The sequence below is a fragment of the Chitinophaga sp. genome, assembly GCF_035538455.1.
Taxonomy (GTDB): domain Bacteria; phylum Bacteroidota; class Bacteroidia; order Chitinophagales; family Chitinophagaceae; genus Chitinophaga.
Genome location: NZ_DATLKJ010000049.1, coordinates 16462 through 42143 on the forward strand (window position 1 = coordinate 16462; position 25682 = coordinate 42143).

Consider the following 25682-nt stretch of genomic DNA (forward strand, 5'->3'; position numbering starts at 1 on the left):
TGAGTACAAGATTATTTGGATACCTTATCGATATTAAGTTAAGAGCCTGATTAAATTTTCTTGATGATCATTTTTCGATGCATCAAGGAAATTTAATCAGGCTCTTAACTTTAAGTTAACTTTGGCTGAAAGTAACGGATGTATTTATGTTCTACTTTCGGCCCGTTGATTTGTGCCCAGTGAGAGCAGAGTAAACCTATGACCAAGTACTGTGCCGTGACCCGTAGCAAATTAGCCCTGTTTATTTTACAAAACCCGTTTCTGTAATCTGATAGGATTTCTGATGTGAGTTTATTAACCTAATATATATACTATGAAAAGAAAACAATTATTGTTTGCTGCCACTGTTTTGACCTTTATTGTTAGTTCCTGTAGAAAAGAAATTCAACCCGACGTTGAAAACCCACAGACGATCAAAAGCTTTAAAGATCTCCAAAAAGTTCCTAATGCAGTAGTAAACATTAAGGCCGGAAGCATCAGCCTGGAAGAAGTACTGAAGAACAACAAGAAGAGTATTCTGTCATTCCTCAGAGACAGTGTATGGGCTAATGGCAATGGAAAGACAATGGTCTTTTCTTCTGATGAACAGCTGGCACCTGAGAACCAGTTAAGGTTGGTTTATCCCGGATCTGTACTGCAATCTACCGGTATCGCTACACTGAAGTATGTACCGCTGTCGCAGTACCAGGGTAAAGTAAAGCCTATCACCGTTTCTGTTTCTGCACCGGGTAAGTATGTTTCCGCGACTATCCCGAAGCCCAGTCTTTCTGCAACGAGAAACTTCATCAGCACTGTGTTTGCAAACCCAGTTGGTAATGAGCTGGTAGGATTTCAGTTTGACATGAACCAATTTACTTATTATGAAGAGCTGAAACTTTCTATCGGCGCTAATGTAAGTATCGGTTCTCTATTCTCTGTGGGCGCTTCTTTCGGTAAGGAAAAAATCGAGAAGAACACAGGTCTTATTGCGAAGTTTATCCAGAAAAACTTCACCCTGGATATGGATCTTCCAGAAGATGGTAACCTGTTCGACTCAACCGTTAACCCTGCATCACTGGCTCCCTATTCTCCGGTGTATGTAAGTTCAATCACTTACGGAAGAATGGGTATCATCAAAGTAGAATCTAATTATTCTTATGATGCATTGAAAGTTGCCTTCAACCTCGCATTTAAAGTGTCTACCGTTGGCGGTGGTGTTACTGTGGATGCTCAAACCAAGAAGATCATTGATGAGTCAAGTATCATGGTAAGAACTGTTGGTGGTGAAGGCGATGAAGTAACCAAAACTATTGTAGGTTATGATGAATTCAGAAAGTATATTGAATCAGGTGGAAATTATTCCACAAAGGCACCTGGTTTCCCTCTCTACTTTACTTTAAGCCATGTAAGCGACCACTCTGTGTTTAGCACCATCTTCAATGTTGATATCCCTAATAAATAATAATCTCTCATGATTAATATTAAAAGAATAACTGGCACAGCTGCGTTATTTATACTGGTAATGACCGGGTGTAAAAAACATGTGGATGTTGAAAGTAAGAATGCATTTGAAGGGCTTTCTACCGTTTCGCTGCCAACCATTGAACTGAAAGCGCACAACTATCTTCCAACCGGAAGCGGTGTTGTGAAATTCGGAGAGATGGGTGCGAATGATGCCGCCAATGAGGCGAAGACAAATACCGTGGAGCTTCGCGATAGCATTTGGACAGATGGTTTTGGTAAGACAGTGATTGGCGTTTCAGATGAGATCAGTATTTCTCAGACTACTCATTTGCAGCGCGCATTTGCGGGATCATTGATACAGGGAAATTCCATCAATGATTTAACGCTAAAGCCAATAGCGACTTACCAGAACAAGGTTAAGCCGTTAAAGGTTTCTGTATCGTTTCCTGCAAAACGTGTGAGCGGTGTGATCAGCAAGATCAGCCTGTCAGGTACCAGGGAGTTTATCTCTGATATCATGTACAATAACCAGCTTGGTAATCAGTATGCTTCCTATGGCTACAGTATGGAGCGCTTTACCTCGTATGATGAGATCAAAACGGCTTTTGGTTCCAACGTGAATACAAGGGCGCTGTTTTATAAGAGTTCCAGCTCATCTTCCAGCGAGGAACACCGTATCTCTAAAAAATCTGGTATCTATGTGCGGTTCGTTCAAAGGAATTTCACTATCGATGTTGATCTGCCGGATGGTGGTAACCTCCTGGATCCGTCTGTGAATCCCGCTGATCTGGCTGGCCTGAGCCCAACCTATGTCAGCTCTATTACTTATGGAAGGATGGGCGTGATGTCTATTGAGTCTGATTCATCTTATGAATCTACTTACGAGGCATTCAATAAGGCTTACAAGGCACTGTTTGTAAGTGGTTCCAGCTACCTTACAGAAAGTGAGAAGCGGATCATTGATCATGCAGACATGCGTTTGTTCCTGGTAGGTACAGATGGTGAGGCTACCGTTAAATCCGTTCAAGGCTATGATGCCTTTTTAAAAGTGGCACAGGAAGGCCAGCAATTCTCTGCTGATAAGCCTGGCGTGCCCATTTATTTTTCATTGAGCAATCTGTCTGACCACAGTCTTGTGAAGCAGACATTCAGGGTAAGCATTTATACTGACCCGGTATTTGCAAGAATGGAAACAGAAGGTGTAAAGACTGAGTCAAAAAGGACCTATTACGGTGATGATCAATGGGAGGATGCTAATATGACGAAAGGAAAAGTATATATCCGTTTTTACGCTGATGCCCTGGCTACGAAGCCTACCAACCCGCCGTTGTATGTTAGATTCAACTACAAGGTGGTGAAGAAAAACATATACAGGGTAGATGGATCACCAGGTGGCGGCTTCCCGTATGAAGAAAAGACAACAGAGGAGAAAGGGTACTGTTACAACGTTTACAGGATTACTGATTATCCACTGGCCGTTCCGGGACTCCTGTTAGATGAAACGGTCCGCAATAGGAATTACCAGGAGGATACAATGATACTTACTGAATCAACAACAACATCAGATGAGTATACTCATGTATTGTTACCGGGTGATTTTTATAAAGTACTAGCGCCTATAAGACGATAAATAAAGCGTAATACATGATTCTGATAAACAACAAATACGGGAAGAGTTTACTTCTTCCCGTATTCTTTATTTGCAGCGTTATAGCATCCTGTAAGAAGAATGACGACGTTCCCAAAGTAGTTGAACCTGATAAGAAGGAGCAGTTACTGGCGGATTCAGTCTTTCTGTATGCCAACCAGGTTTATTTCTGGAATGAGCAGTTGCCATCATCAGGTGATTTTAATCCGCGCCGCTATGTTTCGGCAGAAGGTAAACTGAACTACAAGGCAGAGTTGTTCGATATCAGCCAGATCGTTATTAATAATCGCACAGGCAAGCCTTATGAGTTTAATCCGCAGATACCATCCATACCAAAGTACAGTGCTATTTTCGGCGCTTCTGATAAAGAGCCGGATATTGATGCAGGAGCAAAGCTGATGGACGTTTCCGGAAGGTTTGGTATCAGTATGGTAGTGGTAAAAGACCAGGCCTTATATATTAAGTATGTAATTAAGGGAAGCGATGCGGAGCGCGCCGGAATAAGACGGGGAATGCGTATTGTCAGCATCAATGGGAACCCTGTTGAAGCAACTGCTTCTTATTACAGAATGATAGAAAAGATTTTCAATGAAGGGGCACAATTGGATTTGGTTTGCATCGATCAGAATGTGACCCGTCAATATAGCCTCGTCTATAAAAGAACCAACTATTTTGAACCCATTCTTAAAGATACCATTCTGTCTTTGCAGGATGGCCATAAAGTCGGTTATCTCGCTTATCTCAAGTTTATAGATGTCAAGCATGTTTATAAAGATCTGGATCGTGTTACCGGTGGCTTTGCTGCTGGCGGCGTGTCTGACGTGATCGTGGATCTCCGTTATAACGGCGGGGGTAACCTTACCGAGTTGGATCGCCTTGCGAACCTGCTGGTTCCGTTTGATGCGGATGGAAAGGTCATGAGAAAAGAACAATACAATAATCTGGTGAGGTCAGGCAAAGCAACGCTGCTATCAAAGCAGCCTATTTTCGGGGCTGATGGCTTACCGATTTATTATAACGGGAAAGCAATCACATATGGAGATGTAGATTATTCTGAAGAAAAGAATACTGTATACTTTAATAAGATGGGAGGGATAGGCTCTCTTAAAAACTTATATGTTATTGTAAGCGAGCATACTGCTTCTGCGGCAGAGTTGCTGATCAGCTGCCTGCAGCCTTATATGAAGATGAAAATTGTAGGCATGAGTGCCAGCACAGATAACCGGACTCCTGTTAAGACATATGGAAAGCCTGTAGGTTTCTTCCCGCTTGTTATTGGCAATATGAGTGTCTACTATTCTATGTTCAGGAATGTGAATGCAAACGGGCAGGGCGATTATTATGATGGCATGCAGGCAGATGTAAGTGTTTATGATGACCCACTAATGGATTTCGGCGTTAGAGGAGAGCTGGGGCTGGAGGCTGCGTTGAGTCTGATCTCTGGACAAAGCGAGCCTCATGGCCGAACAGAACTTATGCGACGTGGGGCTACATCGTGGAAGGATCTGCAGTTGAATGAAAATGAACCTGGTCTGCTGAAATCGAATATTACACTGAAAGATGGAACAAGGATCAACCTTGTACGATAGGGAAAGTCTGAACTGTGATTTTTTTGATTAGTATGATGAAGATGATGTGTGAAGACAGTAATATGCTCTGAGGCCTTTTGGGTCATGGATTTCGCTTTTATCTTCGTACATCATCTTCATCATACTAATCAAAAAAATCACAGTTCAGACTTTGTGTTAGAACCACCCAGGGTTCTGTGGATATTTTGGACCTGTAGTAGTGGCATCTATCTGATCCTGCGGGATCGGGCGCAACAGGTGTTTGGGCGCCTGAAAGTTAATACGTGCGTTATCATCGCAATGTTTAAGTATTCTCTCCTGTAACTTCCCTGTACGAGCGAGGTCCAACCATCTTACATTTTCTCCGGCCAGCTCACGGGTGCGCTCATCGAGGATAAAGTCTATATTGAGGTCAGTGGCTTTGATATCCATTTTGGTTTTATCGCCGGTAGGATAGGCGGCGCGTTCGCGTACCGCATTTACATACTGTACCGCTTCACCGGCGCGGCCACTCATCATTAGTGCTTCTGCAGCAATAAGATAGGTTTCTGCGAGCCTGAAAGCGATGATAGGTCTGATTCCCGGCGCATTCATGTCTGAGCGTTTGGTGTCTACATACTTTGATAAAGCCGGCGATAGCTTAATTGAATACTTACGAGAAGGCACCAACGAGTATGGCGTTGCTGCGATCTGGGCATCTGTTTTGTTGCCTTGTGGCATATAGATACAGGTATCGCCCAGTTTCATTTTGGGTGCGCCTGGCTGCGCCCCCGCCGGAGCGCTGGGTGGCAGCGGGTTAGGCCATACGGGTATGCTGGATGGGTTGTTGCAATACCATACAGTTTGGAAACTTTTATAGAAGCGCGTATCATTTACTCTTTCGGCGAAAGCGGTATCAGTCAGCCATTTGGTAGGCACGGTACGTATGTAGGGTCTGCCGTCGCGGATATTGCGTTGCATGCCATCTACTTTTTCATATTGCGGCACGAATAAGTGTACCAACATGTTATCCGGTGTACGGCTGTCCTGGTTAGGGGACCCATTGTAAGCCAGACTGGCCGTATGTTGTACGGTCCATAAAACTTCGGCGTTGGTTTCATTTCCTTCTGCGAACACGGTAACAAAGTCGGGCAGGAGAAAGAGGCTCAGTGAAGAAGCGGTATTGAGCAGGTCTATGGCCGTAGCCGCGGCATCTGTATAGTCAGTGCCTTTGGCCGCCTTGCTACCGGCTCTTGTAAGATATACTTTAGCCAGCGCATGTTTGGCTGCTGCAGCACTGGCTCTGCCTGGGTCTATTCCTTTGGGGCCGGGCGGCAGGTCTGGGATAGCATCTTTCAGATCCTGAATGATGGATGCATACACATCGGTCAGTGGATCTCTCTTGGCGGAAGTCAGCGCTGTGTTCTGAAAATTCTTTGTCAGTGTTACATCTCCCCATAATTGCACCAGCACGAAATAATAGTTTGCCCGCAAGAATTTTGCTTCAGCAACGAATCTTTTCTTCAGCTCCGGATCAATACCACTGACACCGGGTGCGAATTCCAGTACAGCGTTACAGGTGTTGATATATGTATAGCAGTTGTTCCACTGGGCTTTGAATTTACCGTCGCTGGGCAGTAGTTGCGGATCGTAGGTCATGAAGTTCTGGTTACCATCATTACCTCTTTTGAATTCATCAGTGCCGGGAGTTGTCATGGAGAAATAGTCTTCACATCCCCATACGGTGCGCATGCCTGCGTAAGATGCATCCAGTGCGGCTTTTACGCCCTGGGCTGTTTTGTAGAATTCCGGTACAAGTACGGAGCGGGGCGTCTCGTTCAACATCTTGTTGCAGCTGCTGATAAAGGCTGCGGTAGTGAATATACTTAGCACGAACAATATTTTTTTCATAACTCGCCTTTTTGAAAATTATAAAGTAAGGTTTACACCAAGGAGCATGGACCAGGTGGCAGGGGTGTCAGCGTTGATGTTGCCGGCTGATTCGGGATCTACGCCATGAAACCTGTTGCGGTACTCTGAAAGGAAAATGAACGGGTCTTGTACTGTTGCATAGACACGCAGCGAGCGCGCTCTGAGCTTTTGTACAAAGGAAGGCGGCACTGTATAACCGAGGCTCATACTGCGTATTTTCAGGTATGTACCGTTTATATAACCCAATGTGGAGTTGTACTGCGTTTGTGTGCGTGATTGATTGGGTTTTGGAAAATAGGTTTCACCATTGGTGGGTGTCCAATAGTTTACATTCAGGTTGTTGTAATTCCCCTGGAAAGTATTGGCAAATCCGCCACCATACAGTTTACTATTGATCATACCACCGATTCTTGCATGTATCACCACCGTAAAATCGAAACCCTTATAGCTGAAACGGTTGGTCATACCACCTTCCAGCGATGGCTGCGGAGAACCGGTGATGGTTTTATCCGCATCAGAGAAGGTGCTGTCGCCGTTGATGTCTGCTACACGTATTGTACCGATCACAGAGGAGTTACCGGTTGTCTTTTGTTTGTATGCGGCGGCTGTCAGTGAATCAGTTTTGGTGTTTTGCCAGATGCCTGTACGTTTATAATCATAGTAGGCGCCGATGGGCTGCCCCACGAACCAGTTATTGGAGATGTCCTGCTGGATGCCGTTGTATAGTTCGGTGATTTGTCCTTTGTTGATGGCAAAGTTGAGATCGGATGTCCAGGTGAGATCGCCGGAGCGTTTACCCTGAACGTTTACAGTGGCCACATGGAATTCTATTCCCCTATTCTCTGTTTTACCCACATTTACCAACACGTCGCCGGGAATACCTGTGGTCCCCGGCAAATGTAGTGGCAGCAGCAGATTGCTGGTATTCTGTTTATACACTTCTACAGTACCGCTGACCCTGTTGTTGAAGAAACCAAAGTCCAGCGCTACGTTGGTAGTAGCGGTGTATTCCCATTGTAAAGAAGGGTTCGGGGCAGTATTGATATACACCCCGGTCACATTGGTTGAGCCATAGTTATAATTGATGGCGGACAAAGCGCCTAATGTCTGGTACGGATTGATAGCGGTATTACCTGTGCGGCCAATACTGGCACGCAGTTTCAGGTTGTTAATTACTCTGGAATGTTCCAGGAATTTTTCACGGTGAATATTCCACCCTACTGCAATGGAAGGGAAGCCTTTGAACTTGTTGCCCGGTGCAAGACGGGAGCTGCCATCACTGCGCGCGGTGAGCGTGAGCAGGTAACGGTCATCGTAACTGTAATTGACCCTGCCCATATAGGAAATAATGTCCCATTTGGTTTCAGTGCCGCTGCCGGCGAGGTTCAGGCCATAGGAAGCATTGAAGTATTGAAGGTCGTCAGAGAGGATTGCGTTGTTGTTGTATTTGTTATTTTGATTGGATGATTCCTGTAAGCTGTACAGCCCGGTGAAGCTGACGTGATGTTTGTCGAACTGTTTGTCATAGATCAACAGGTTTTCCAATGTATAGTTGATATTAGTAGTATACTCGTTATTGCTGGTATTAAGGCTACCGAGATTATCGGTGGTTTTACTGGCGGAGAAGGCGCCATAGTTCTCGCTCTTTATCTCTGCGCCGCCATTGAAGCGGTATTTCAGGCCCGGAAGAATGTTTATATCCAGATAAGCAGTGGTGAATGTACCGGAACGCTTTCTTTTTTCAGTAACGGCACCTGGCAGGAAATTGGCCAATGGATTCCAGATCTGTTTCTGACTGCCTGCAAGAAAATCATTGATCACGGCGCCGTTGCTGTCATATGCAGGAGCCATAGGGCTGGCTCTCAGGGCTTGTCCCATAGGATTGGCACTTTCTCCGTTGGTTGTGGAAAAGTTATTGAGGGTGCTGACGCCCACCTTGAATATTTTATTGATTTCATGATCTACACTGGCCTTGATGGTGAAGCGCTCAAATCCTTGTCCATAGTATACGCCAGTTTCCTTGTAATATCCGGCGGATGCGCTGAACTGTGTTTTTTCATTACCTCCTGAGATGCCCAGCTGGTGGTTGGTCATGATGCCGGTGCGATAGATGAGGTCCTGCCAGTCGGTGCTTTTGCCGGCTGCGAGCTGTCTTCTTTCTTCAGCATCAAAGCCGTCTACTAATATCTGCGGATCATCCGGACCGGAGTACTTCAGCGGAGGGTCCTGGGTGCCGTTCCAGTAAGCCCATTTTTTCAGGCTGGCATATTGTTCTGCATTCATGAGATCATATCTGCCGGACGGTTTTACGAAGCCGCCATAGCCGCTGTAGGTGATCACTGCTTTACCACTGCGGCCACGTTTGGTGGTTACAAGTATTACGCCGTTTGCACCACGGGATCCATAGATGGCGGTGGAAGAGGCGTCTTTGAGAATATCTACAGAGGTGATGTCGTCAGGGTTCAGATCGTTGATGTCTCCATTATAGGGGATACCATCTACTACGAAAAGCGGGGAGTTGCCTGCTTTCAGGGACCTGGAGCCTCTGACCAGGATGGTAGGCTTTGCACCGGGTTTGCTGTTACCGCTGTTTTTCTGAATGTCGATGCCGGCGCCCTGTCCTTTCAGGATGGAGCTGAGATTGGCTGCCGGTATATCGCGCAGCGCCTGTGAATTAATAGAGGTGATGGAGCCGGTAACATCTGCTCTCTTCTGTGTACCATAACCCACTACCACTACCTCGTTGAGATTACCTTTATCTACTGTCAGCGCGATGGCTACATTATTCATACCGGAGCCTTCTACTTTCAACTCGCGGGCGATAAAGCCGGTATAGGTAATACGCAGGGACGCACCGGCAGGGGCTTCCAGACGAAAACTGCCGTCGGCGGTGGTTACAGTACCTTTACCGCTTCCTTTAATGAGAATGTTGGCGCCTGGCAGCGGTTCGCCCGTTTGGGAAGTCACTCTCCCCTTTATATTTACAGCCGGTTGTTGTGCATATAACGTCGGCATGTATACGAATATCAGCAGCACGAGGCACGATGAAGGCGTGCTACGAAGCCTGCGGAGCAGTAAGCTCCACCTACATGGACAGGTTAGGAAATTCATAACGTTTTTTTGATAGAATGATGGAATGAGATAAGGGTAGTTAGTTTTTGTATCAGTATTTTTCAGCGAAGTCCTGTCTGCAGATCTTTTCCTGTTTTGTATGATAACGTTTGCATGAACCGATAGCTCGTTTGTTTTCAGGTCAATGCCTGTTGATGGTTAGTCCAGTGTTACATTTTCTGTATTTCCTTCCTTGTGTAGTAATTGTTGTGCGGATGCGGGCGTCTTTATGCGTTGCAACTGCACAGATTTTGAATCAGTAATGTGTATCAGAGGCGTTTGTCCGCTGTTGGCTGGCAGCTGCCATTTCCGGAGTTGCACTTTCTCTATATCATATGCAATCACTGCGGGGCGTGCGTCCGTTTTATCGGAAGTGAATGTTATATTATTGAACCGGATATTTTTTGCATGGCGGATATATAAGGCATATGCAGGTATCTGTTTACCAAACATTTTTATCTCCGGGTAGTCTTTCTCTTTTTCTTCCAGTGTAGCAGCAGCATCGGCGGTGGTGCCTTCACCAGGAACGTTGATGTTAATGTCTTCCAGGGTAAGGCCGTCAATATAATGTCCGGGTATCCCGCTGATCAGCATGCCAGTCCATGTACCGTTCTTTACTTTCACGGATCTGATGCTGATATTGCTGATGCTGCCGGTTTCCTGCTGTGCGTCACCATCGCGGAATGTTTTCAATCGTGCTCCCAGTCTGATAATAATTGGCATATTCACTTTTCCCATCACTATATCGCTGATGCTGATATTTTTCAGATGGGCGCCATCGACGGAAAATAGTTTGATACCGCCTTCCCGTGCAAAGGCTACATCGATTTTGCTAATGCTGATGTTTTCGAAGTTGCCGGCGGATTCAGTACCGAATTTTATCGCGCCTTCGCCGGTATTGATTTTAATATTGCTAACAGATATATCCTTGCATGGGTATGGGCTGGTGGTTTTGAAACAGATGGCATCGTCGCCGCTGTCTATGTCACAATCACTAATCTGTACGCGCTCGCAGCAATCTATATCGATACCGTCGTTATTGCCCAGTCCTCTGCTCCGGATGGTAACGCGTTTAGTGGTGATGTCGCTGCAACGGAAGAAGTGCATGGTCCAGGCGGTGGGGCCTTGCAGGCGTATATCCGTTACTGTTACATTGCTGCAGTGCACGAAGCGTATGAGGAAGGGACGTCGTTCGTGGCCGCCGGAAGCCCTCACGAGCTTGCCTTGTCCGTCGATAACACCTTTCCCGGTGATGCCGGTATTGTTTACATCCACTGCGCCGATCAGGGCATAGCCCATTTGTTGCCCGAGTCCATCCCGGAAGCCGTCGATTACCTGGTAATCTTTGATGTCAGGACTTCCGAGGAGTGTGGCATTTTCTTCTACCAGCAGTGTTACATTGCTTTTCAGGAGCAGCGTGCCTGTAAGCCAGGCGCCGGATGGCACACGCACTTTACCGCCCCCCTGCGAGGTACAGGCATCGATGGCCTGTTGAATGGCACTGGTGTTAAGTGTTTTGCCATCTCCAACCGCACCGTAGCTGGTAATGTCAATAATGCGGTCCCTCGCTGCCGTATGGGTGACAGTAGCCATCAGCAGCAGAATACAGGCAATAAGGGAGTGTATCAGTTTTCGCATAAACGTGTGGAAGTATAGAGACAGGCAGCAACGACATCTCATCATTTGCTGCCTGGTTTATTTTTATAAAGTGCCGCTCGTTTCTACTTTAATCACAGTAGCGATGGCATCGGGAGCATTTGCGGGAACGGAGATCACTGTACCATCCGCGCTTTCGGTGGTACTGAGCGATTTTCCGTCAGCCAGCAGGGTTGCTTTGCTGATTTTGTTTTTCAGACCGGGTACCTGTAGTTTTCCATCAGTGGGCCAGTTAAACACATGGAGATATAAAGTGGTATTGCTGCCATTGGTTTTTTTAGTGCAGCGGCCCCAGGGGAGTGCTGGCAGCGGGCTGCCATTGGTGGCGTAGATCGCTTCCCCATTCACTTTCATCCATTGCCCGATACCTTTCAACGCATCGATGCTGCCTTGTGGAAACTGCCCAAGTCCGTCAGGACCTATATTCAGGAGGTAGTTCCCATTTTTAGAAGCAATGTCTATCAGGTTGCGAACAAGCGTTTCCACACTTTTCCATTTGTGATCATAGCTTTTATAGCCCCAGGTACCATTCATTGTCATGCATGTTTCCCAATCGCGATCATCGAGTTCAGATTGCGTTGGGATCTTTTGTTCAGGTGTTTTGTAGTCACCTGGGAAGTTGGGCCTTTTCAGTCGGTCGTTGGTAATGATGGCGGGTTGCAGCGGCAGGAGATCCTGTAGTTTCGTTGCGTAATCATCTGTCATATTGGTTGGAGTATCCCACCATAATACTGCTACATCTCCATAATTAGTGAGTAGTTCCCTGACCTGTGGTACGGCTACTTTGTCAATGTATTCAGCCATTGACTGTGTGGTTTGTGCGGGATCCCAGTGGCCGCTGTGTTCCTGCGTATAGGCGTCGATTTTTGCGGAATCCGGATTGGCCCATCCTTCGGAGGCTACTTTGCGGGCGGCAGCGCCACCCGGATTATTCCAGTCTTGTGCCTGTGAGTAGTAGAAGCCAAGGCGGACGCCATATTTTTTGCAGGCTGCGGCCAGTGGTTTCAGTACATCTTTTCCGTATGGTGTAGCATCCACTATATTGAATTTGCTGGCATTGGTTTTAAACATCGCAAAGCCATCGTGATGTTTTGCGGTGATGACGATATATTTCATGCCTGCGTCCCTGGCCATTTTTACCCATTCTTCCGCGTTATATTTTACAGGATTGAATTGTTTTGCATACTGCTGGTATTCAGCAAGTGGTATTTTACCGCGGTTCATGATCCATTCAGCGCCGCGGCCTACCTGTTGACCTTTGTACATACCGCCAAGTACAGAGTAGTCGCCCCAGTGAATGAACATACCGAATCGGGCTTCACGCCACCATTTCATGCGTTGGTCCCGGGAAAGAGATGTTTGTGCCATTGTTGCCTGTACCAACAGTAGTGGTATCAGTAAGAAGTAAGCCAGTTTTTTCATTACGTGATGTTGATGGTTATAGTTGATAAATGGTTTGTTGTGTAACCTGGAATCCTGAAATAAAACTGTCTTTGTCGATGCAAATGTTAACAATCCCTGACGCAGTATGTCTGACCAGTTTGTTGGTCTGATGTCTGATCTAATTTACTCCTTTTCTGCAATCGTTTGCATTTTTTTCAAAAAAAATAAGCGCCAAGCGCTCTTGTATTCTTCAAACATGCTGATTATCACTGACAGTTTTTGTAACTGTTCTACGTGGAACAACTTATTTTAAAGTTCTGAAATAATCCGGCGGCAAACTGGATGTATTTTACCCGGTTAGCATATTTTCTTAACTGATATTTTTGGGTGATGATTTAGAAGGTTTTTACTGAGTATTTGAATCATCTGGATAGAATGAGTTGCAGGTTGGCATTCACCCTTTATATTTCTATCTTCGTTTCATCAGCATAATTATATTAATCTATAAACAACAGTTGAACATGAAATCCGGTCTGTTACTGACGGCTGCAGTATGTCTTTCCATTGTGGCTTTGGGCCAACGTATGAAGAAGACTAGTGCAGAGAAGCGTCCTAATATTATACTGATCTATGCCGATGACCTCGGTTATGGAGATGTGAGCTGCAATGGCGCTGTGAAGGTACGCACGCCTAATATCGATAGGCTGGCGTCGCAGGGGGTAAGGTTTACCAATGGTCATGCTTCCTCTGCTACGTGTACGCCTTCCCGTTATTCGCTGCTTACAGGCCAATATGCGTGGCGGAAGAAAGGTACGGGAATAGCGCCGGGCAACGCGGCACTGATTATCGATACAACCATTACAACGCTGCCGGCTATGTTACAGAAAGCCGGGTACACAACGGGCGCTGTCGGCAAATGGCATCTGGGTATTGGTAACAACAATGGTCCGGACTGGAACGGAGAGCTGAGGCCAGGACCGCTTGAGATTGGCTTCAATTACTGCTGGATTATGCCTGCAACGGCGGACCGCGTGCCTTGCGTATATGTAGAAAACCACCGTGTTGCCAACCTTGATCCCAATGATCCGATCAAAGTAAGTTATAAAGCGCCTATTGGTGATGAGCCCACCGGCAAAAAGAATCCTGAACTGCTGGTGATGAAGTCATCCCAGGGGCATGACAACGCGATTGTAAATGGGATAGGTCGCATCGGGTTCATGCAGGGTGGCACTTCAGCATTGTGGAAAGATGATCTGATCGCCGCCACCCTTACCGGTAAGGCGCAACATTTCATTGAAGAGAATAAAGCAAAGCCATTTTTCCTGTATTTCGCTACACATGATATACATGTACCCCGTGTGCCGGGAAAGGAATTTGTCGGCAAAAGCGGTATGGGGGTGCGTGGTGATGCCATCCTACAACTCGACTGGACCGTGGGGCAGATCATGCATACACTTGACAGCCTTCACCTGACTGATAACACCATCCTTGTTTTCACCAGTGATAATGGCCCTGTTGTGGACGATGGTTATCAGGATCAGGCAGTAGAGCTGCTGAATGGTCACAAACCCGGGGGGCCGCTCCGTGGCGGAAAGTACAGCAACTTTGATGCAGGTACCCGCGTACCATTTATCGTGCGCTGGCCAGGTGAAGCAGAGCCGGGTACTATCTCTTCTGCGCTTGTGAGCCAGGTTGATCTCCTGGGCTCCTTCGCCGCTTTGACAAGGCAGCCACTGAAAGACCAGGACGCTCCTGACAGCTTCGATATGCTCACCGCCTTTACTGGTAAAGACAAGAAAGGCCGCACGTCTGTGATTGAGCATGCAGGTGCACTCGGCATTATCAAAGATAACTGGAAATATATTGAACCTAATAACGGTCCTCGTCTCGACAGATCTGTGAACATTGAGCTGGGCAATGATCCTGCACCTCAGCTGTATGACCTCAGTAAAGACCTTGGAGAACAAAGCAACGTGGCAGTGCAACATCCTGATATTGTAAAGACGTTGTCTGCTGAATTACAGGCAATGAAAGAAGCGGGACGCAGCAGATTGTAATGCTTTGAATCAGGACATTGAAAGATAAAAGATAAAAGCGAAAAGCCGTTTTTAGCGGTCATGCTAAAAACGGCTTTTCGCTTTTATCTTTATTCATCAGGATAATCAGACCAATCACAATTTCATCAGTAGCTTAGCCATCCTGCCAATCTTCTTTACCCTGGTATTCTGGAATGCGGTGAGTTGCCATTGGCCGGATTCGTTCTTTGTCCATATGTTGGTGTTGATAGATAATCTGTTTTCAGGTGTTTTTTTCTGCCAGCGGAACCGGATGGCGCCTGTTGCAATTACTATGGCGGTGGTGTCGTTCAGGAAACGGATTTGTTCTATTTTCCCGTCTAAAATAGCCCCTCGGAATATAAAGTTGTTCATCATTTGTTCATGAGTATCAATATAGGCTTGCCTGCCTTTTAAATGCATTCCGTTGAAGGTAATGTAGTCGCAGTCTTCTGTAAGATATTGGGCGGCAGTTTTGAAGTCTTTGGTTTCAAATGCCCGATAGAGGTTTTCATTGGCTCGCCCGATGGCCTGTATGTTTTGTGCGTAGCTCATAGCTGATATATTTTGTAGGTTGATGATACAAAGCTATTCTACTGCAGCTGGGGGGAAAAGCGTGTTTCGGAGAGTCTACGGAATGAGGCGGTGAAGGTGGGAGTTTTACCGGTGAATGAAGAAAGTATCAGCATGAGATAAAAAAATATCTTTTTAATGTGCAAACGATTGCATAATTTAGAGGAAAGAAGAACCAAGATCTGAGAACCTGTACAAAGATAAGCGCACTATTTCTGAGTTTTGCTGGAAACTTCATGTAGCAAAGTGTTGTTGAAAACCCGTTTACCTTTTGACCTTTAGTTCATCTTTAAAATACCACTTTATGAGATCCAAGTAATCAATGCCCTTTCCCTGCAAACAGGCTTAACCGCCTTGTTATGAATTCCAACAGTATAACCTTAACGGATATACGTTGACAGGCATTTTATGCCCTTAGAAAACCATATTTCAAACCCTACAAAACGATCGTTGTATGAAAAAACGATACGCTCTTCATGGTTTACTCCTGCCATTTCTTTTACTGTGGCTTACCTTCACCTCCCATGGACAATCGTTGCCGACCAATTTCCAGCGGGTACAGGTAGCCAGTGGTATCAGTAATCCCACATCATTGGCTTTCCTGCCTGACGGCCGCATACTGGTATGTCAGGAAGGAGGGCAGCTGCGCGTTATTAAGAACGGCAGTCTTTTATCTACACCTGCTATCAGCCTTTCCACCCAGACCAGTGGTGAACGGGGCCTGATAGGTATTGCAGTAGATCCCAATTTTTCCAACAATCACTACATCTATCTTTATTACACGCACAACACGGGGCCGCATAACCGTGTGAGCCGCTTTACCATGAATGGAGATCTTGCTGGTTCAGAAACAGCGTTGCTGGATCTTCCTACACTCGTTGCTATTTATCATAACGGTGGTGGATTGTCATTTGGTAAGGATGGGAAATTATATGTTTCAGTAGGTGATAATAAAAATGGAGACAATGCACAGAACCTTGACAGTTACATGGGTAAGCTGCTGCGTATCAATCCGGATGGAAGTGTACCGGCAGGTAATCCGTTTACCGGGGGAGCTGCCAGAAGCCGTATATGGGCCTATGGTTTGAGAAATCCTTTCACCAATGCCGTAGATACAATAAGCGGAAAGATTTATGCCAATGATGTTGGCGAGTCTGACTGGGAGGAAATCAATGACGCTACTGTTGGCGGCCGTAACTTTGGGTGGTCTACCCATGAAGGCAACTGTACTTCCAACTGTGGCAATGCAATAAACCCTCTTTATACCTATAGAACAAACAGAGATGCAACCCCGCCTGATGGTCAGGGTTGCGCCATTAACGGTGGTACTTTCTTCAACGGCGCCATCAGTAACTATCCGTCAACATATAATGGTAAATACTTCTTTCTGGATTACTGCGGAGGATGGATCAATTACGTTAATCCATCTTCACCTTCCAGGAGCTCCTTTGCTACTGCATTAGGAAGTGGTCTTACTTACATTAAGCAAGGCCCTGATGGTAACCTCTACTACCTAAGCCGCAACAGCAGTGCTTTATATAAGATTATCTACACAGGAACACAGACGCCTGTGATCACTACGCAGCCACAAGCTATTACGGTACCACAGGGCCAGACGGCTACATTCAGTGTAGTGGCCACTGCCAATCCGGCGCCCACTTACCAGTGGCGCAAGAATGGTGTTAACATCAGTGGTGCCAACAGTGCTAACTATGCTATTGCCAATGTACAGCCTGCAGATTCTGGTTTGTACAGCGTAGCAGTAACCAACAGCGCAGGAAGTGCTACCAGTGGCAATGCCAGGCTCACGGTGTCAAAGCCCAATACATTGCCCGTGGCTGTAATTTCAGCTCCGGTAAATGGAACTAAATTCCGTGCAGGCGACACTGTTAGGTTTGCTGGTAACGCCACAGATGCAGAAGATGGTACGCTGCCTGCCAGCGCATTCACCTGGTGGATAGATTTCCATCACGCCAATCACGTACATCCCGGGCCTGCGCTGCCGGACAGTGTGAAGAGCGGCTCCTTTGTGGTGTCTGCCGAAGGGCATACGGAGACCGATATCTGGTATCGTATAATACTTGCCGTCAGAGACAGCCGTGGGGGCGTAGATACCACCTATGTGGAAATATTTCCGGTTACGTCCAACATCACCCTGAAATCGGAACCAGCAGGTTTGCAACTGCGTCTGAACGATATTCCGTTTACTACGCCGTATACAGCTGCTACACTGTCGGGGATGGTGAGGCCGATGGACGCACCTTCTCCGCAGACGCTTAATGGCGTTACTTACGTCTTTGACCACTGGGCGCATGGCGGAGCGAGGGCTCAGAATATTGCAATCACGGATGAGGATACCACTTTCCTCGCATACTTCAAACCTGCTCCTCCAGCCACTTCGCTGAAGCCTGTGCAGGATGCCTATGTAAGAGATGGTACCAATGGTGGTATTACTTATGGTACTGCAGACTCCACTATGCTGATGGCTAAAGTATCGCCTGCCGGCCAGCTTAACAATGCACGTGAGTCTTATCTTTCATTCGACCTTACCAATGCTGCTGGCAGTGTGTCTTCTGTGGTGCTGAAAGTATTTGGCCGTGTAGATGGCATCGTTGCAGCAAATGTGCCTTTGGCACTGTTCCCCGTGAGCAATGTAACCTGGTCTGAAAAAACCATTACCTGGAACAACAAACCGGCTGCGGGTACTACAGCCCTCGCCACTACCAGTATAACAGCAGATTCAGCGCATTATTATTCCTGGGATGTGACCAGCTATGTACAAAGTGAACTGGCGGCAGGACGCAAGAAAGTGTCTTTTGCACTCAAAGGCCAGACAGCAAATGATAAACCGATATTTCTGAACTCTAAGGAGGCGGCAATAAATCCGCCACTGCTTTCCGTTGTTGGCGACTCATCTTCAGGACCTGCCTGTACGCCGGTAACTGCCAGTGGCGATGATGGTAATGTTGCAGCTAATGCTACTGATAATGATCTGAATACACGTTGGTCTGCCAGCGGAGACGGCCAGTGGATACAGTTCTGTCTGGGTAGCCCGGCTACTGTCACCGGTGTGGACATCGCTTTCTATAAAGGAGATACACGCCGTGCGCTGTTCGATATACAGGTAAGCAATGATGCCGTTAGCTGGACCAATGCTGCAACAAACCAGCAGAGCAGCGGTACAAGTATCAATTTTGAGAGCTTCCCGATCACTGCTGTAACGGCTAAATATGTGCGCATACTGGGCCACGGCAATAATGTGAATGCCTGGAACAGTTACGCAGAAGTGAAGATCAAAACCCTGACCACACTGAAGGGGACTGCTACTGCGGTTACAAACAATGCAACAACCGATAAGAACAGCGGCCTGCATGCATTATATGTATTTCCCAATCCTGTTACCAGTGGCTTTACAGTGCAGTTTAAACTCGCTGAAAGCGGATTCACTACACTGGGCGTATATGATATGAATGGCAGACAGATCATGTTACCTGTAAATGGACAGTTAATGCCTGGCTCTTATTCAAAATCAATACCGGCAGGCAACTTGTCTGCAGGCGTATACCTGATCAAATTGGTACACAACGGTTGTGTAAGCAGTAAAAAAATCATCAAAGAATAATTAATTTAACCGATATGCATCTGAAAAAGCAATATCTCCGTTTATGCCTGACCGTTATTATGCCTTGTCTGGCGGCCTTCCATGCGAAGGCCACCGACAGGCTGGTAACTACAGCATCGCAGTTATCTTCAGCGGTCAGCGCGTCACAACCCGGGGACAACATCATTATGAAAAATGGCACCTGGACTGACATCGCTATTCAGTTCAGTAGCACCGGCACAGCAGCGGCGCCCATTACCCTGAAGGCAGAAACCCCTGGCGGTGTTACTGTTTCGGGCGCTTCTACACTAACCATCACTGGTACCTACCTGGTGGTGAGCGGTCTGAAATGGACCAATGGTAATATTGATGCCAATATTATTACCATACAGGGCAGCTACAACCGCGTAACACAATGCGCCATGATTAACTACAACGCTGGCAAGAAATGGATTGTGCTGGACGGTTACAAGCTGCGTGTAGACCATAACCGCTTTGAAGGCAAGAACACCGCAGATCCTACCATGCAGGTGGAAGTGCGGGATAAGAATGCAGATTATCATCTTGTGGATCATAATCATTTTGCACACCGGCCTCCACTGGGAGTTAATGGAGGAGAGACTATCCGCGCAGGTTACAGCGGACAAATGGACAATATCTCCAGAACTATCTTTGAATACAATCTCTTTGAAGAGTGCGACGGAGAGAATGAGATCGTGTCCAATAAATCCTGCGAGAACCTATACCGTTACAACACTTTCCGCAAATCGCAGGGACAGTTCTGCTTTCGGCATGGTGACCGTAATATTGTGTATGCCAATTTTTTCCTGGGGGAAGGAAAGTCCGGTACTGGTGGTGTGCGAGTGATAGGTTCCAAAAATTATATTGTCAACAATTATTTCTCCGGACTGGATGCTGCCAACAGTACCGGTGATGCCGTGATCATATTGCAGAAAGGCGAATCATATGCCGCCGGTGAAACGCGTTTCAATCCGCAGATAGACAGTTGTGTGATTGCTTATAATACCATCGATGTTTATAGCAGCGGCAATGGCCTTGATCTGAATAACGGCAGCAGGCCGTTATCACCAAAGAACGTAGTGGTGGCCAATAATCTCATCCGGAGTACACGTACCAACGTAGCCAATACACTTACTGGTACGGAAGACTGGAGAGGTAATATCTTCAGCGGGCCGCTGGGTATTACAAATCCTGGCGGTATTGTGGTAAGAGATCCTGGACTGACTGCCAACAGCTGGCAGTTGCTGTCCAACAGTAAGTCTATTGACTCCGGGAAAGGCGGATGGGGCGGCATACGCGCTATCGCTGGCCTGGATGTGGACACCAAAGTATTGTTAGATATTGACGGACAGACGCGCACCAATTATAAAGACGTGGGCTGCGACGAGGCTGTTTCCGGCACTATTATCAATCGCCCACTGAATGCAGCTGATGTAGGTCCGGCATGGCTGGGTGGCCCAGCCAGCGACGAAGTGCAGCTGCGGGGAGCACCACAGACCGTGATTACCGCGGCGGCGCCTAATACACCCGTGGGTATCAACGGACAACTGAAGGTAATAGGACTGAAGCTCTGTAATCAGTATGGTAAGCCTATACAGCTGCGTGGTATGAGCACACACGGTATACAATGGTATGGCTGGCCCGGTTTCCTGAACGGCGCCAACCTGGATACACTGGCTTATGGCTGGGGCGCCGATGTACTTCGCATATCCATGTATGTGCAGAAGCAGGAAGACGGATATGAAACAGATCCCGCCGGCTTCACTGCGCAGGTAACAAAACTGATAGAAGAAACTTCCAAGCGCGGTATGTATGCTATTGTGGATTTCCATCAGCTTACTCCCGGCGATCCCAACTATAACCTCAACAATGCGAAGAAGTTCTTTACAGATATTGCTACCGCACATAAAGACAGGAACAACATCATATACGATATATGTAATGAACCTAATGGTGTATCATGGGCACAAATCAAAAACTACGCAAATCAGATCATCCCATTGATACGTGCTATCGACAATGATGCTGTGATACTCGTAGGCACGCATGCCTGGGCCAGTATGGGCATCTCCGACGGACGCTCTGCGCAGGATATTGTCAGCAGCCCGTTGAACTTCACCAATATTATGTACACCTTCCACTTCTATGCAAAAGAGCACCAGACGCAGTATCTGAATGAGCTTAGCTGGGCGGCGGACCGTTTGCCCGTGTTTGTTACGGAGTTCGGCACCCAGGAAGCATCCGGAGATGGTCCTAATGATTTCACGATGTCGCAGAAATATATTGACCTTATGCGACAGAAGAAAATCAGCTGGGCCAACTGGAACTATTCCAACGATTTCCGTTCGGGTGCAGTATGGAAGAACAACGGACCTTGGACAGTGGCCAACCTCAAACCTTCAGGCGTGTGGGTGCGTGATAAGATCATGAACCCAGCTGATGATTTTCCTACCGGCAGTGATACTACCTCTCCCGGATGCCAACCGGCAATAGCCAGCGGCGACGATGGAAACGTTGCCGCCAATGCAATAGATAATGACCTGAACACGCGCTGGTCTGCCAGTGGTGAGCAGTGGATACAGCTCTGTATTGGTACACCAGCGACTATCAATGGAGTGGATATTGCTTTCTATAAAGGAGATACACGCCGCGCGTCTTTCGATATTCAGGTGAGCAGCAATGGTAATACCTGGACCACAGTGGCCGCGGGGAAGCAGAGCAGTGGCACATCGACCAACTTTGAAACCTTCACCTTCACTGGTGTAACGGGCAAGTATGTGCGAATTGTGGGACATGGCAACAATGTAAATGCCTGGAACAGTTATATAGAAGTGAAGATCAGGAAGGTGGTTACTGTACTGGATGCCATTAGCAACCAGCAGGCAGCTGTATCGAATGACGCCCACGGAGTTGTAAAAGGTGAGTCAATATTGAGCGTATCGCCCAACCCATCTGTAGATCATTTTAATATCCGCTTCACTGTGAAGGAAACGGCATTCACCACGCTGGCTGTGTATGATATGAACGGCAGGCAGGTAAGTCAGCTGGTAAATGCAAAGCTCCCGGCGGGAACCTACAACCATCATTGGGCTACAACTCAGGTGGCGCCGGGCGTCTACCTGGTTAAGCTGGTACATGGAGGAAAAGTAAGTGTGCAGAGAGTGATCAAACAATAGTCGGTCATCAATATAAATAAAGGCTGTCTGCACTTCACTTTGCGGACAGCCTTTATTTATATTAATAATTGTAGCATCAATCTACTGTCTGCATTTCGTTCAGCTCCAGGACAGAAGTGGTCCATTTGCGTAATTTGTCGCATAGCTGTGGATCATTGAGCAATGACTGCCCGTAAGAGGGAATCATCTTTTTGAGCTTACGTTGCCATTCTTCTGTTTCCACATAATCTTTGAAGCAGCGCTTCAGGAGATTGAGCATGATGGAAACTGCTGTGGAGGCTCCGGGAGAAGCACCCAGCAATGCAGCGATAGAACCATCGGCGGCGCTTACCACTTCGGTACCGAATTCGAGGATACCGCCATGAACCGGGTCTTTCTTGATTACCTGCACACGCTGGCCGGCAATCTCCAGTTCCCAGTCTTCCATCTTAGCTTCAGGGAAATATTCGCGCAGCGCCTCCAGCCTGTCTTCCGGCTTCTGACGTACTTGTGCAATGAGATATTTGGTAAGTGGTATATTGTCGAGGCCTGCAGACACCATAGGGTGAATATTGCCTACTTTGATAGAGAGGGGCAGATCGAACACGGAACCGTTTTTCAGGAACTTAGTGGAGAATCCTGCGTATGGGCCGAATAACAACGCTCTTTCGCCATCGATCATGCGGGTGTCGAGATGTGGCACAGACATGGGAGGTGCGCCTACAGAGGCTTTACCATATACTTTAGCCTCGTGCTTTGCAATGATCTCAGGGTTGGTGCAACGCAGCCACTGACCGCTAACAGGGAAGCCACCGAAACCTTTCCCTTCAGGGATGTCTGATTTTTCGAGCAGCGGGAGAGAACCTCCGCCGGCGCCGATAAATACGAAGCTGGTTCTGATGGTCTGTTTCTCGCGGGTTTCGCGGTTTTTCACTTTAATGATCCAGCTGCCGTCATCGGCACGTTTCATATCACGCACGTCATGATTGAAGTGAATGTTTACGCCTTCGAGTGATTGCAGGTGGTTGAAGAGCGCACGGCTTAGTGCACCAAAGTTCACGTCTGTGCCCATTTCCATGCGGGTGGCCGCCACTTTCTGGTCGGCGTCGCGTCCATCCATCACCAGCGGCATCCAGGATGCCAGCTTTTTCTTGTCTTCAGAGTACTCCATCTGTTTGAACAGGTGGCTCTGCTGCAAAGCGTTGTATCGTTTTTTCAGATAGTCTACGTTCTCTTCCCCCCATACAAAACTCATATGTGGGATACTCTGTATAAAACTACCTGGATCGGAGATGATATTGTTTTCTACAAGGTAAGCCCAGAACTGGCGGGATACATCGAACTGCTCCGCGATATTCACTGCTTTCTTAATATCTACTGATCCGTCCTGCTTCTGAGGTGTGTAATTCAGTTCACAGAAAGCGGAGTGGCCCGTGCCTGCATTGTTCCATGCATCAGAACTCTCTGCTGCCGCCACATCCAGTCGCTCAAATATTGTAATGGTCAGTTCTGGTTGTAACTCTTTCAGGAGTGTTCCCAGTGTGGCGCTCATGATCCCTGCGCCGATTAAAACTACATCCGGACCTGTTTCAGACGTACTCTTGCTTCTAAACATAACCCCGTTTTTATTCGAGGTGCAAAGTTACAATCTAAATCATTTAAGAGGGGGAAGAAATTGGTGATTAAGGACAATATTAACAATCTGATTACAATTCTTTCTGAATAAATTGAAAGTTTCATCACCCTCATTTACTCCAATTTACTGGAGTATATGAATGAAATGCGCTACAGCAAAGGATTTAGTATTTATTGTATTATGAATATTTCAATATGAATAAAAGCAGTATTTTATAAATGTTAAAGTGGATTTTATCTTTCAGTTAAGGAGGATAAATCCTGAAACTGAATTTTTATTTTTATGACATGATGAACAGACGAGATTTTTTCAGAGGCGTATCAGCCGCCGTATTGATACAGGCTTGCGGAAAAATTGCTTCCGCAGTAACCAGGCAACAGTTTGAAAGCAAAACTGTATTCCGCTTCGCGGTGGGTTCTGACTGGCATTACGGCCAGCCGGAAACGCCTTATGAACAATATTTCCGCGATCTGCAATCGGCTTTTCATACCTATGAACAGCAGAACCCCTGCGAGTTTTTTGTACTCAACGGCGATGTGATCCACAACGACCCGGCCCTACTGCTGTCTGCATCCACCCTCCTGAAGACATTACACCCACGCATATACGCTACCAGGGGAAATCATGATATGGTAGCAGCCGCTGCCTGGGAACAGGCCTGGGGCTTTCCCTTGAACCACGACATTATTATAAAGGACCAGGTGGTCCTGCTCGGCGACACAGCTGATGAAAAAGGGAAATACCTCGCCCCTGATATAGACTGGTTCCGTAAAAAACTGGAGCAATATAAAAATGCGCCCAACATCTTCATCTTCCTGCACATCACACCAGTAAAGTGGACCAAGAACGCTGTTGACAGTCCCGAGTTCCAGGATCTCGTAAGGAAGTATCCCAATGTGCGCGCTATTTTCAACGGTCACGACCACGACCAGGACACGGTGAAAATGCTCGATGGCAAGATCCCGTTCCTGTTTGATGGGCATATCGGCGGTAACTGGGGCGCCAATTATCACGGCTTCCGGGTGGTGGAACTGAAGGAAGATGGAAGCATCCTGTCTTTCGTAATGAACCCTTATAACAGGCAGGGTGAAACGTCGTTCCGTAGCCTGATGAAATAAGCTATATCTTGCCGGGAGGATTTAAATAAAGAAGAAATGCTGGACGCAATAGAGAAAGAATATGGGTTTGTTTACCCGCAGCTATACAAGCAGTTGTATCACGAAGGAATGCTTAATTGGGGCACATTGGGTTCCGGCTGGTACCAAACGGTATATCCTACGTTGAAAAGTGCCCCGCCTTTCCTGATATACGGTGATGATTTCGAGATCATGGAATTGCCTGACATACAGGAGTGGCTGAGTAAAGGGCCTCCATATGGAGACAAAGGTCATCGTTTTGTACCCTTCGGCTATACCGGCGCAGGTGACTGGTACGCATTCTACCTCAATCTGCAGGAGGGCGACAACATCCCGGTAGTGCAGGTATGGCACGATGCCAACAGAGCCTGTGTGCTGGCAAAGAACTTGCAGGACTTTATCTTCTCACAGATGCTGCATGCCATCACCGACCAGGAAGACAATGACAGTCTTATTACAGATGGTGATCTCAAAGAAAACTGCCAGAATTTCCTGCGTACACACGGTCCTTATCTGACGCCGCATCAACGCTCAATAGTAGCTGACGCCTACGAGAAAGGCTCACTGAAAGGAAAGGAGCTATTCAATATACTTTCGGAGGAAATTAATTTTGAGTGGCTGGATAAATGTTTTCCGTACCAGGCGGAGTAATTGGTTATGTTGGTATTTTTTTATGTAGCTATTTGAAAATGCAGCGAAGATTATGTTTTACTATTGTTTAAAACAGCAACTACAGATCTCTGCTGCATTTTCAAATAGCTACATAAAAAAATACCAACATAAAAA

14 protein-coding genes are annotated in these 25682 nt (G+C 46.8%); 8 read left to right on the top strand and 6 right to left on the bottom strand.

Going from position 1 to position 25682, the window contains the following annotated elements; genetic code table 11:
• The first annotated feature begins 313 nt into the window (after positions 1-313).
• Genes VM802_RS06350 through VM802_RS06360 form a run of 3 tightly spaced genes read left to right on the top strand, consistent with a single transcriptional unit; the run spans position 314 to position 4680 of the window.
• Positions 314-1441, top strand: a complete 1128-nt coding sequence (locus VM802_RS06350) for a thiol-activated cytolysin family protein (protein WP_325528977.1) — start codon at positions 314-316, stop codon at positions 1439-1441.
• A gap of 9 nt (positions 1442-1450) precedes the next feature.
• The gene (locus VM802_RS06355; protein ID WP_325528978.1) at positions 1451-3073 is read left to right on the top strand and encodes a thiol-activated cytolysin family protein; all 1623 of its coding nucleotides are present in this window, start codon (positions 1451-1453) and stop codon (positions 3071-3073) included.
• 14 nt (positions 3074-3087) lie between these two features.
• Positions 3088-4680 (top strand): S41 family peptidase, encoded by a 1593-nt coding sequence (locus VM802_RS06360; protein ID WP_325528979.1) that lies wholly within the window; start codon positions 3088-3090, stop codon positions 4678-4680.
• Between the two features lie 156 nt (positions 4681-4836).
• Here VM802_RS06360 and VM802_RS06365 read toward each other — a convergent pair whose 3' ends face one another.
• The 4 genes from VM802_RS06365 to VM802_RS06380 all read right to left on the bottom strand — a co-directional run bounded on the left by VM802_RS06365 (position 4837) and on the right by VM802_RS06380 (position 12759).
• Positions 4837-6549 carry a RagB/SusD family nutrient uptake outer membrane protein gene (locus tag VM802_RS06365; protein ID WP_325528980.1) on the bottom strand — a complete coding sequence of 571 codons (1713 nt, stop codon included), beginning with the start codon at positions 6547-6549 and terminating at the stop codon, positions 4837-4839.
• An 18-nt stretch (positions 6550-6567) separates the two neighbouring features.
• On the bottom strand, positions 6568-9681 hold the full coding sequence (locus tag VM802_RS06370) for a SusC/RagA family TonB-linked outer membrane protein (RefSeq protein WP_325528981.1): 3114 nt from the start codon (positions 9679-9681) through the stop codon (positions 6568-6570).
• Between the two features lie 159 nt (positions 9682-9840).
• Complete coding sequence (locus VM802_RS06375; protein ID WP_325528982.1) at positions 9841-11319, bottom strand: glycoside hydrolase family 28 protein; 1479 nt, start codon at positions 11317-11319, stop codon at positions 9841-9843.
• 63 nt (positions 11320-11382) lie between these two features.
• Entirely contained in the window at positions 11383-12759 is a 1377-nt protein-coding gene (locus VM802_RS06380; protein ID WP_325528983.1) for an alpha-L-fucosidase, read from the bottom strand.
• A 482-nt stretch (positions 12760-13241) separates the two neighbouring features.
• Here VM802_RS06380 and VM802_RS06385 point away from each other — a divergent pair, with 482 nt between their 5' ends.
• On the top strand, positions 13242-14777 hold the full coding sequence (locus tag VM802_RS06385) for a sulfatase family protein (protein ID WP_325528984.1): 1536 nt from the start codon (positions 13242-13244) through the stop codon (positions 14775-14777).
• A gap of 114 nt (positions 14778-14891) precedes the next feature.
• Here VM802_RS06385 and VM802_RS06390 read toward each other — a convergent pair whose 3' ends face one another.
• Positions 14892-15329 (bottom strand): YybH family protein, encoded by a 438-nt coding sequence (locus tag VM802_RS06390; RefSeq protein WP_325528985.1) that lies wholly within the window; start codon positions 15327-15329, stop codon positions 14892-14894.
• Between the two features lie 472 nt (positions 15330-15801).
• Here VM802_RS06390 and VM802_RS06395 point away from each other — a divergent pair, with 472 nt between their 5' ends.
• Positions 15802-18969: a PQQ-dependent sugar dehydrogenase gene (locus VM802_RS06395; protein ID WP_325528986.1), complete on the top strand. Its 3168-nt coding sequence runs from the start codon at positions 15802-15804 to the stop codon at positions 18967-18969.
• Between the two features lie 14 nt (positions 18970-18983).
• The gene (locus tag VM802_RS06400) at positions 18984-22145 is read left to right on the top strand and encodes a chondroitinase-B domain-containing protein (protein WP_325528987.1); all 3162 of its coding nucleotides are present in this window, start codon (positions 18984-18986) and stop codon (positions 22143-22145) included.
• A 76-nt stretch (positions 22146-22221) separates the two neighbouring features.
• Here VM802_RS06400 and VM802_RS06405 read toward each other — a convergent pair whose 3' ends face one another.
• The gene (locus tag VM802_RS06405; RefSeq protein ID WP_325528988.1) at positions 22222-23739 is read right to left on the bottom strand and encodes a malate:quinone oxidoreductase; all 1518 of its coding nucleotides are present in this window, start codon (positions 23737-23739) and stop codon (positions 22222-22224) included.
• A 308-nt stretch (positions 23740-24047) separates the two neighbouring features.
• Between VM802_RS06405 and VM802_RS06410 the strand changes: the two genes are divergently transcribed.
• Together VM802_RS06410 and VM802_RS06415 are read left to right on the top strand one after the other, a co-directional pair.
• Positions 24048-24878 carry a metallophosphoesterase family protein gene (locus VM802_RS06410; protein WP_325528989.1) on the top strand — a complete coding sequence of 277 codons (831 nt, stop codon included), beginning with the start codon at positions 24048-24050 and terminating at the stop codon, positions 24876-24878.
• A 36-nt stretch (positions 24879-24914) separates the two neighbouring features.
• Positions 24915-25547, top strand: a complete 633-nt coding sequence (locus VM802_RS06415) for an SMI1/KNR4 family protein (protein WP_325528990.1) — start codon at positions 24915-24917, stop codon at positions 25545-25547.
• Positions 25548-25682 lie beyond the last annotated feature (135 nt).

Bases quoted from the DNA above. Each gene is read 5' to 3' on its own strand.
- VM802_RS06410 (WP_325528989.1), top strand. From the start codon at position 24,048: ATGATGAACAGACGAGATTTTTTCAGAGGCGTATCAGCCGCCGTATTG.
- VM802_RS06385 (WP_325528984.1), top strand. From the start codon at position 13,242: ATGAAATCCGGTCTGTTACTGACGGCTGCAGTATGTCTTTCCATTGTG.
- VM802_RS06360 (WP_325528979.1), top strand. From the start codon at position 3,088: ATGATTCTGATAAACAACAAATACGGGAAGAGTTTACTTCTTCCCGTA.
- VM802_RS06370 (WP_325528981.1), bottom strand. From the start codon at position 9,681: ATGAATTTCCTAACCTGTCCATGTAGGTGGAGCTTACTGCTCCGCAGG.
- VM802_RS06375 (WP_325528982.1), bottom strand. From the start codon at position 11,319: ATGCGAAAACTGATACACTCCCTTATTGCCTGTATTCTGCTGCTGATG.
- VM802_RS06395 (WP_325528986.1), top strand. From the start codon at position 15,802: ATGAAAAAACGATACGCTCTTCATGGTTTACTCCTGCCATTTCTTTTA.
- VM802_RS06390 (WP_325528985.1), bottom strand. From the start codon at position 15,329: ATGAGCTACGCACAAAACATACAGGCCATCGGGCGAGCCAATGAAAAC.
- VM802_RS06350 (WP_325528977.1), top strand. From the start codon at position 314: ATGAAAAGAAAACAATTATTGTTTGCTGCCACTGTTTTGACCTTTATT.
- VM802_RS06415 (WP_325528990.1), top strand. From the start codon at position 24,915: ATGCTGGACGCAATAGAGAAAGAATATGGGTTTGTTTACCCGCAGCTA.
- VM802_RS06355 (WP_325528978.1), top strand. From the start codon at position 1,451: ATGATTAATATTAAAAGAATAACTGGCACAGCTGCGTTATTTATACTG.
- VM802_RS06365 (WP_325528980.1), bottom strand. From the start codon at position 6,549: ATGAAAAAAATATTGTTCGTGCTAAGTATATTCACTACCGCAGCCTTT.
- VM802_RS06405 (WP_325528988.1), bottom strand. From the start codon at position 23,739: ATGTTTAGAAGCAAGAGTACGTCTGAAACAGGTCCGGATGTAGTTTTA.
- VM802_RS06400 (WP_325528987.1), top strand. From the start codon at position 18,984: ATGCATCTGAAAAAGCAATATCTCCGTTTATGCCTGACCGTTATTATG.
- VM802_RS06380 (WP_325528983.1), bottom strand. From the start codon at position 12,759: ATGAAAAAACTGGCTTACTTCTTACTGATACCACTACTGTTGGTACAG.